At 44.7% G+C, this 5,386-nt stretch carries 7 protein-coding genes and 2 pseudogenes; all 9 read right to left on the bottom strand.

Annotated features, from left to right (window positions below):
• Positions 1-407, bottom strand: a pseudogene (locus tag ACWNM1_RS30120) (hypothetical protein); the annotation flags it as partial.
• An 8-nt stretch (positions 408-415) separates the two neighbouring features.
• Positions 416-943, bottom strand: coding sequence for a hypothetical protein (locus ACWNM1_RS30115; RefSeq protein WP_000487867.1), 528 nt, complete (start codon positions 941-943; stop codon positions 416-418).
• Between the two features lie 110 nt (positions 944-1,053).
• A complete protein-coding gene (locus ACWNM1_RS30110; protein WP_000065572.1) occupies positions 1,054-2,337 on the bottom strand; it encodes a major capsid protein in 1,284 nt (427 codons plus the stop codon).
• Positions 2,338-2,373: 36 nt separating this feature from the next.
• Positions 2,374-2,490: a phage DNA packaging protein J gene (locus ACWNM1_RS30105; protein WP_000033471.1), complete on the bottom strand. Its 117-nt coding sequence runs from the start codon at positions 2,488-2,490 to the stop codon at positions 2,374-2,376.
• The gene (locus ACWNM1_RS30100) at positions 2,490-2,948 is read right to left on the bottom strand and encodes a hypothetical protein (protein WP_449603855.1); all 459 of its coding nucleotides are present in this window, start codon (positions 2,946-2,948) and stop codon (positions 2,490-2,492) included. Before ACWNM1_RS30100 ends, ACWNM1_RS30105 begins: the two co-directional genes overlap by 1 nt.
• Complete coding sequence (locus ACWNM1_RS30095; RefSeq protein ID WP_016670801.1) at positions 2,945-3,184, bottom strand: phage DNA packaging protein C; 240 nt, start codon at positions 3,182-3,184, stop codon at positions 2,945-2,947. Before ACWNM1_RS30095 ends, ACWNM1_RS30100 begins: the two co-directional genes overlap by 4 nt.
• Positions 3,117-3,269, bottom strand: a complete 153-nt coding sequence (locus ACWNM1_RS30090) for a hypothetical protein (RefSeq protein ID WP_435988044.1) — start codon at positions 3,267-3,269, stop codon at positions 3,117-3,119. Before ACWNM1_RS30090 ends, ACWNM1_RS30095 begins: the two co-directional genes overlap by 68 nt.
• Positions 3,202-4,743, bottom strand: a complete 1,542-nt coding sequence (locus ACWNM1_RS30085) for a replication endonuclease (RefSeq protein ID WP_449603854.1) — start codon at positions 4,741-4,743, stop codon at positions 3,202-3,204. Before ACWNM1_RS30085 ends, ACWNM1_RS30090 begins: the two co-directional genes overlap by 68 nt.
• Before the next feature lie 63 nt (positions 4,744-4,806).
• Positions 4,807-5,386: pseudogene (locus ACWNM1_RS30080) on the bottom strand (hypothetical protein); the annotation flags it as partial.

Genomic DNA, 5,386 nt, shown 5'->3' with positions numbered 1-5,386 from the left:
GCACCAGCACGCTCCCAAGCATTAAGCTCAGGAAATGCAGCAGCAAGATAATCACGAGTATCCTTTCCTTTATCAGCGGCAGACTTGCCACCAAGTCCAACCAAATCAAGCAACTTATCAGAAACGGCAGAAGTGCCAGCCTGCAACGTACCTTCAAGAAGTCCTTTACCAGCTTTAGCCATAGCACCAGAAACAAAACTAGGGACGGCCTCATCAGGGTTAGGAACATTAGAGCCTTGAATGGCAGATTTAATACCAGCATCACCCATGCCTACAGTATTGTTATCGGTAGCAAGCACATCACCTTGAATGCCACCGGAGGCGGCTTTTTGACCGCCTCCAAACAATTTAGACATGGCGCCACCAGCAAGAGCAGAAGCAATACCGCCAGCAATAGCACCAAACATAAATCACCTCACTTAAGTGGCTGGAGACAAATAATCTCTTTAATAACCTGATTCAGCGAAACCAATCCGCGGCATTTAGTAGCGGTAAAGTTAGACCAAACCATGAAACCAACATAAACATTATTGCCCGGCGTACGGGGAAGGACGTCAATAGTCACACAGTCCTTGACGGTATAATAACCACCATCATGGCGACCATCCAAAGGATAAACATCATAGGCAGTCGGGAGGGTAGTCGGAACCGAAGAAGACTCAAAGCGAACCAAACAGGCAAAAAATTTAGGGTCGGCATCAAAAGCAATATCAGCACCAACAGAAACAACCTGATTAGCGGCGTTGACAGATGTATCCATCTGAATGCAATGAAGAAAACCACCATTACCAGCATTAACCGTCAAACTATCAAAATATAACGTTGACGATGTAGCTTTAGGTGTCTGTAAAACAGGTGCCGAAGAAGCTGGAGTAACAGAAGTGAGAACCAGCTTATCAGAAAAAAAGTTTGAATTATGGCGAGAAATAAAAGTCTGAAACATGATTAAACTCCTAAGCAGAAAACCTACCGCGCTTCGCTTGGTCAACCCCTCAGCGGCAAAAATTAAAATTTTTACCGCTTCGGCGTTATAACCTCACACTCAATCTTTTATCACGAAGTCATGATTGAATCGCGAGTGGTCGGCAGATTGCGATAAACGGTCACATTAAATTTAACCTGACTATTCCACTGCAACAACTGAACGGACTGGAAACACTGGTCATAATCATGGTGGCGAATAAGTACGCGTTCTTGCAAATCACCAGAAGGCGGTTCCTGAATGAATGGGAAGCCTTCAAGAAGGTGATAAGCAGGAGAAACATACGAAGGCGCATAACGATACCACTGACCCTCAGCAATCTTAAACTTCTTAGACGAATCACCAGAACGGAAAACATCCTTCATAGAAATTTCACGCGGCGGCAAGTTGCCATACAAAACAGGGTCGCCAGCAATATCGGTATAAGTCAAAGCACCTTTAGCGTTAAGGTACTGAATCTCTTTAGTCGCAGTAGGCGGAAAACGAACAAGCGCAAGAGTAAACATAGTGCCATGCTCAGGAACAAAGAAACGCGGCACAGAATGTTTATAGGTCTGTTGAACACGACCAGAAAACTGGCCTAACGACGTTTGGTCAGTTCCATCAACATCATAGCCAGATGCCCAGAGATTAGAGCGCATGACAAGTAAAGGACGGTTGTCAGCGTCATAAGAGGTTTTACCTCCAAATGAAGAAATAACATCATGGTAACGCTGCATGAAGTAATCACGTTCTTGGTCAGTATGCAAATTAGCATAAGCAGCTTGCAGACCCATAATGTCAATAGATGTGGTAGAAGTCGTCATTTGGCGAGAAAGCTCAGTCTCAGGAGGAAGCGGAGCAGTCCAAATGTTTTTGAGATGGCAGCAACGGAAACCATAACGAGCATCATCTTGATTAAGCTCATTAGGGTTAGCCTCGGTACGGTCAGGCATCCACGGCGCTTTAAAATAGTTGTTATAGATATTCAAATAACCCTGAAACAAATGCTTAGGGATTTTATTGGTATCAGGGTTAATCGTGCCAAGAAAAGCGGCATGGTCAATATAACCAGTAGTGTTAACAGTCGGGAGAGGAGTGGCATTAACACCATCCTTCATGAACTTAATCCACTGTTCACCATAAACGTGACGATGAGGGACATAAAAAGTAAAAATGTCTACAGTAGAGTCAATAGCAAGGCCACGACGCAATGGAGAAAGACGGAGAGCGCCAACGGCGTCCATCTCGAAGGAGTCGCCAGCGATAACCGGAGTAGTTGAAATGGTAATAAGACGACCAATCTGACCAGCAAGGAAGCCAAGATGGGAAAGGTCATGCGGCATACGCTCGGCGCCAGTTTGAATATTAGACATAATTTATCCTCAAGTAAGGGGCCGAAGCCCCTGCAATTAAAATTGTTGACCACCTACATACCAAAGACGAGCGCCTTTACGCTTGCCTTTAGTACCTCGCAACGGCTGCGGACGACCAGGGCGAGCGCCAGAACGTTTTTTACCTTTAGACATTACATCACTCCTTCTGCACGTAATTTTTGACGCACGTTTTCTTCTGCGTCAGTAAGAGCGTCAGTGTTTCCTGCGCGTACACGCAAGGTAAACGCGAACAATTCAGCGGCTTTAACCGGACGCTCGACGCCATTAATAATGTTTTCCGTAAATTCAGCGCCTTCCATGATGAGACAGGCCGTTTGAATGTTGACGGGATGAACATAATAAGCAATGACGGCAGCAATAAACTCAACAGGAGCAGGAAAGCGAGGGAATCCTACAAAGCCCAGCGTACCATAAACGCAAGCCTCAACGCAGCGACGAGCACGAGAGCGGTCAGTAGCAATCCAAACTTTGTTACTCGTCAGAAAATCGAAATCATCTTCGGTTAAATCCAAAACGGCAGAAGCCTGAATGAGCTTAATAGAGGCCAAAGCGGTCTGGAAACGTACGGATTGTTCAGTAACTTGACTCATGATTTCTTACCTATTAGTGGTTGAACAGCATCGGACTCAGATAGTAATCCACGCTCTTTTAAAATGTCAACAAGAGAATCTCTACCATGAACAAAATGTGACTCATATCTAAACCAGTCCTTGACGAACGTGCCAAGCATATTAAGCCACTTCTCCTCATCCAACGCGTCAGTTTTTGACAGAATCGTTAGTTGATGGCGAAAGGTCGCAAAGTAAGAGCTTCTCGAGCTGCGCAAGGATAGGTCGAATTTTCTCATTTTCCGCCAGCAGTCCACTTCGATTTAATTCGTAAACAAGCAGTAGTAATTCCTGCTTTATCAAGATAATTTTTCGACTCATCAGAAATATCCGAAAGTGTTAACTTCTGCGTCATGGAAGCGATAAAACTCTGCAGGTTGGATACGCCAATCATTTTTATCGAAGCGCGCATAAATTTGAGCAGATTTGTCGTCACAGGTTGCGCCGCCAAAACGTCGGCTACAGTAACTTTTCCCAGCCTCAATCTCATCTCTCTTTTTGCGTTCTGCTTCAATATCTGGTTGAACGGCGTCGCGTCGTAACCCAGCTTGGTAAGTTGGATTAAGCACTCCGTGGACAGATTTGTCATTGTGAGCATTTTCATCCCGAAGTTGCGGCTCATTCTGATTCTGAACAGCTTCTTGGGAAGTAGCGACAGCTTGGTTTTTAGTGAGTTGTTCCATTCTTTAGCTCCTAGACCTTTAGCAGCAAGGTCCATATCTGACTTTTTGTTAACGTATTTAGCCACATAGAAACCAACAGCCATATAACTGGTAGCTTTAAGCGGCTCACCTTTAGCATCAACAGGCCACAACCAACCAGAACGTGAAAAAGCGTCCTGCGTGTAGCGAACTGCGATGGGCATACTGTAACCATAAGGCCACGTATTTTGCAAGCTATTTAACTGGCGGCGATTGCGTACCCGACGACCAAAATTAGGGTCAACGCTACCTGTAGGAAGTGTCCGCATAAAGTGCACCGCATGGAAATGAAGACGGCCATTAGCTGTACCATACTCAGGCACACAAAAATACTGATAGCAGTCGGCGTGTGAATCATTAGCCTTGCGACCCTCGGCAGCAAGAACCATACGACCAATATCACGAAAATAGTCACGCAAAGCATTGGGATTATCATAAAACGCCTCTAATCGGTCGTCAGCCAACGTGAGAGTGTCAAAAACGATAAACCAACCATCAGCATGAGCCTGTCGCATTGCATTCATCAAACGCTGAATAGCAAAGCCTCTACGCGATTTCATAGTGGAGGCCTCCAGCAATCTTGAACACTCATCCTTAATACCTTTCTTTTTGGGGTAATTATACTCATCGCGAATATCCTTAAGAGGGCGTTCAGCAGCCAGCTTGCGGCAAAACTGCGTAACCGTCTTCTCGTTCTCTAAAAACCATTTTTCGTCCCCTTCGGGGCGGTGGTCTATAGTGTTATTAATATCAAGTTGGGGGAGCACATTGTAGCATTGTGTCAATTCATCCATTAACTTCTCAGTAACAGATACAAACTCATCACGAACGTCAGAAGCAGCCTTATGGCCGTCAACATACATATCACCATTATCGAACTCAACGCCCTGCATACGAAAAGACAGAATCTCTTCTAAGAGCTTGCTGCGGTTATCCATCTGCTTATGGAAGCCAAGCATTGGGGATTGAGAAAGAGTAGAAATGCCACAAGCCTCAATAGCAGGTTTAAGAGCCTCGATACGCTCAAAGTCAAAATAATCAGCGTGACATTCAGAAGGGTAATAAGAACGAACCATAAAAAAGCCTCCAAGATTTGGAGGCATGAAAACATACAATTGGGAGGGTGTCAATCCTGACGGTTATTTCCTAGACAAATTAGAGCCAATACCATCAGCTTTACCGTCTTTCCAGAAATTGTTCCAAGTATCGGCAACAGCTTTATCAATACCATGAAAAATATCAACCACACCAGAAGCAGCATCAGTGACGACATTAGAAATATCCTTTGCAGTAGCGCCAATATGAGAAGAGCCATACCGCTGATTCTGCGTTTGCTGATGAACTAAGTCAACCTCAGCACTAACCTTGCGAGTCATTTCTTTGATTTGGTCATTGGTAAAATACTGACCAGCCGTTTGAGCTTGAGTAAGCATTTGGCGCATAATCTCGGAAACCTGCTGTTGCTTGGAAAGATTGGTGTTTTCCATAATAGACGCAACGCGAGCAGTAGACTCCTTCTGTTGATAAGCAAGCATCTCATTTTGTGCATATACCTGGTCTTTCGTATTCTGGCGTGAAGTCGCCGACTGAATGCCAGCAATCTCTTTTTGAGTCTCATTTTGCATCTCGGCAATCTCTTTCTGATTGTCCAGTTGCATTTTAGTAAGCTCTTTTTGATTCTCAAATCCGGCGTCAACCATACCAGCAGAGGAAGCATCA

The sequence above is a fragment of the Paenibacillus sp. Marseille-Q9583 genome, assembly GCF_976954365.1.
Note: the sequence above shows the minus strand (reverse complement) of the source record. Positions and strands in the feature narration are given on the sequence as shown.